Source organism: Streptomyces katrae (genome assembly GCF_000966975.1).
In the GTDB taxonomy this organism is placed as follows: domain Bacteria; phylum Actinomycetota; class Actinomycetes; order Streptomycetales; family Streptomycetaceae; genus Streptomyces; species Streptomyces katrae.
Genome location: NZ_JZWV01000018.1, coordinates 1 through 2,998 on the forward strand (window position 1 = coordinate 1; position 2,998 = coordinate 2,998).

The 2,998-nt window shown below is 74.8% G+C and carries 3 protein-coding genes and 1 pseudogene; all 4 read left to right on the forward strand.

The features are described from left to right. The first annotated feature begins 151 nt into the window (after window positions 1-151). On the forward strand, window positions 152-550 hold the full coding sequence (locus tag VR44_RS01385) for a cell division protein SepF (protein WP_045945474.1): 399 nt from the start codon (window positions 152-154) through the stop codon (window positions 548-550). Window positions 551-616: 66 nt separating this feature from the next. Beyond that, window positions 617-1,871: pseudogene (locus VR44_RS01390) on the forward strand (AAA family ATPase). Further along, window positions 1,868-2,263, forward strand: coding sequence for a nucleotide pyrophosphohydrolase (locus VR44_RS01395; protein WP_211274993.1), 396 nt, complete (start codon window positions 1,868-1,870; stop codon window positions 2,261-2,263). Before VR44_RS01390 ends, VR44_RS01395 begins: the two are co-directional and overlap by 4 nt. A 122-nt stretch (window positions 2,264-2,385) precedes the next feature. After that, entirely contained in the window at window positions 2,386-2,874 is a 489-nt protein-coding gene (locus VR44_RS01400) for a DUF6099 family protein (RefSeq protein WP_045945475.1), read from the forward strand. The last annotated feature ends 124 nt before the right edge of the window (window positions 2,875-2,998 follow it).

Sequence of the window (2,998 nt, forward strand, 5' to 3'; positions counted from 1 at the left end):
GGGTCCGCGCCCGCGACGTCGCGTAACGTGCGGACCTCGTCGCCATTGGTCATGGCGGCGACCCTACGTGCTTCGTGTCGGTGTTGGGCCGAACGGGTGAAACGCGAGAGGATGGGGGGATGCACATGAAGCGCACGGCCGAGGCGGCCCGGTGAGCAGGTACGACGTCACCGACGAGCAGTGGGAGGGACTCGCGCAGGTGGTGCCGCTGCGCAGTCGCAACGAATGGCCCTCCCGGGTGGACCACCGCACGATCCCCAAGGCCGCCGGGGCGTCCGCGGCGGAACAGCAGCGGCGCTTCGTGGTGATCCGGGTCCAGATCTTCGCCGACGCGCGGGAGGTGGCGGAGTACCTGATCGCGCAGATCCCGGTCCTGCTGGACCTCACCGGCGCGGACAGCGAAGTGGCCAAGAGGATCCTCGACTTCAGCAGCGGGGTGGTCTTCGGGCTGGGCAGCGGTATGCACCGGGTCGACCGGAACGTCTTCCTGCTCGCGCCCGTCGGGACCGAGGTCGAGGGGATCGCGGCCGCGGCCGTCCCCCGATCGTAGGAAGACCGCGGCGGTGGAACGGTTCGCCGGACCCGGCCGGGGCCCCGCGGACCGTACCGTCCGGCCATGGACGCCACTTTGAGCGCGGCGGGGCCCGGGGCCCCGGGCGCGCCATCCGTTGCAGACGACGAACACCCCGTCCCAGGGGCCCGGCCGGGGGAGCACCGGACCGGGCCGGGGGAGCACCGGAGCCGGCCGGGGGAGTACCGGCGGCCCGTCGTGACCGAGTTACGGCTGTCCTCCTTCGGCCCGCACCGGGCCGCGGCCTTCCCGCTGGGCCCGGTGACCCTGCTCGCCGGGCCCAGCGGCAGCGGCAAGTCCCAGGCGCTGGAGGCCTACGCGGCCCTGGCCCGGCTCGCCTCCGGGGACGTGCTGGAGGAGGTCTTCCCCGACCCGGAGGCCCGGGTACCGGAGGCGGCCCGGCCCGACGGCGGCGGGCGGCGCGGTTTCCGGATCGGCTGCACCGTCGACGGCCCGGCCGGCCCCGTCCGCCTCGCCCTCGCCGTACAGACGGAGCCCACGCTCCGGATCGCCGGCGAACGGCTCTCCCAGGAGGGGGACGTCCTCCTCACCACCGCCCTGCGCGACCCGCGCCGGCCCTCCGTCCAGGCCGCCTGGCTGACCGGCGGGGCCACCGGAATGACCCGAGCCCCGCTGCCCGGCGACCGGCTCGGCACCGCCCTGCTGCCGCTGCGCGTGGCCGGGGCCACGGCCGGGCAGCGGCGGGTGCTGGCCGCGGCCGAACAGGTGGTGGTGGCGCTGCGGTCGGTGTTCCCCTGCGATCCGCGGCCCGGCCGGATGCGGGCGCCCGTGCCGCCCGGCGAGGGGCGGTTGCGGGCCGACTGCCGCAACCTGGGCCCGGGCGGCGGCGACCGGGTGCGCGGGGCCGGTGACCGGGCTGGGGGTGCGCGGGGCCGCCCCGGGCGGGGGCGCCGTCGGGAGCGGCGCGGCCGCGCTCGGGAGCGCCGGTGGGCTGGTGGCGGCCGTGCTGGAGCGTGGAGCCGGGCGGCCCGGCACGGAGTTCGGCCGGCTCGCCGACGGTGAACTCCGGTTCCTGGCCCTGGCCCTCGTCCTGCTCACCGGGCCCGGGGTGCTGGCCGTGGACCCGGCCGCCGAACTCCTCTCGGCCCGGCAGGCGCTGACCGTGCTCGCCGACGGCCTCGACCGGGGCCTGGACCGGCGGCAGTACGCCGAACTGCTGCGCCTGGCCCTGCTGTCCGGCGAGCGCGGCCACATCCGGCTGGTGGCGGCGGTCGGCGAGGACGCCGCGGGAACCGCCCGGGAACTCCCCGGCGTCTCAGTGGTAGACCTGTCCCCATGAGTGCTGCACCCACGGACGACGGGCCGGAGCCGCCACCGCACGGCGAACGGCTGTACCGACTCCAGCGACGGCTGGCCGACTTCGCGGCCGCCCGGGACTGGGCCCCGTACCACACCCCCAAGAACCTGGCCGTCGCGCTGAGCGTGGAGGCCTCCGAACTGGTCGAGATCTTCCAGTGGCTGACACCGGAACAGTCGGCAGCGATCATGGAAACGCCGGAAGGCGCACACCGGGTGACCGATGAGGTGGCCGACGTGATGGCGTATCTGCTGCAGTTCTGTGAGGTTCTCGGGGTGGATGTGCTGGATGCGCTCGCTGCGAAGATCGAAAGGAACGAGCACCGTTTCCCGACGAGCGGGACATCGGCACCAGATCGTCACTCTTCGGAGTGATGGCGTCGTCCACAACCTTGTTTGTGTCCACAGATTTCCGAATACCCCTGGCTTTACTGGCTCGTTGCCTTCACTCTGGGTAGTGGAGATTGGCGGGATGTCGTGCGGACGGGGGACGGCATATGGATGCGGTACGGCTGATCGCGGCCGGCCGGCACGCGCTGGCACGGAGCGCGGCTGCGTGGGACATCGTGGGCGAGGCCTGGCAGGCCCAGGCGCTCGCCCAGGGGGTGGGGAGCTGGCTGGCGGTCACGGGCCCGCCGGAGCTCAGAGCGGAGGCACGGGGGCTGGGGGAAGCGGGGAGCAGAGGCTGCGGGGCCGTGGACCGCGCGGCCCTGGGCGAGGCCGAGGGCGCCGCACCCGATCAGCCGCCGCGGGCGGCGCAGCTGACGGGGGTGGCCGATCTGCGGCAGGCTCTCCTGGGGCTGCAGGCGCTGCTCGGCGAGGTCGGGATAGCGCTCGTCGGAGTGGCCTGCGCGACGGACGACGAGGGCCTGTACTGGCAGTGCATAGAGTCGATCGACGCGGCGGACGAGTCGAGCGACCGGGTACGGGCCCTGCTGCGCAGGATGACGGTGCGGGAACGGGGGTCGGCCTCCGGCGTGCTGTGAGGCCCGGGGCGCGGTCCGCGGTCCGGGGAGCGGTCCGCGGTGCGGGGGAGCGGAGCGGTATGTGCGGCGGAGGGGTCCCGCCGCGCGCGACGGGACCCCGCGCTCTCAGAAGGACCGGTCGGAG